Origin of the sequence: Domibacillus sp. 8LH, assembly GCF_038806185.1 — a bacterium.
In the GTDB taxonomy this organism is placed as follows: Bacteria; Bacillota; Bacilli; order Bacillales; family Domibacillaceae; genus Domibacillus; species Domibacillus indicus_A.
In genome coordinates this window covers 1-260 of record NZ_JAVJNG010000199.1, presented here as the reverse complement: position 1 = coordinate 260, position 260 = coordinate 1, and the positions used below count along the sequence as shown (strand labels likewise).

The window sequence follows — 260 nt, the reverse complement described above, 5'->3', positions numbered from 1 at the left end:
GTTACAGGTGGGGCTGGTTTTATTGGCTCACATACGTGTATCGAGCTTTTGCAAGCTGGTTTTGAAATTATTGTTTTAGATAATCTAAGAAATAGTAACTCTAAAAGTTTAGAGGTGATAGAAAAAGTCACTGGAAAAAAAGTTACTTTTTTTCAAACAGATATTCGGGATGAGGAAGCATTAAATACTATTTTTTCCCAATATAAGTTTGATGGTGTTATCCACTTCGCTGGTTTGAAAGCAGTTGGAGAGTCTTCAAC

1 protein-coding gene is annotated in these 260 nt (G+C 34.6%); it reads left to right on the top strand.

Features of this window, described 5'->3' with window-relative positions:
- The coding region (locus tag RG959_RS24420; protein WP_342799329.1) for an SDR family NAD(P)-dependent oxidoreductase at positions 1–260 on the top strand (260 nt) is incomplete at both ends.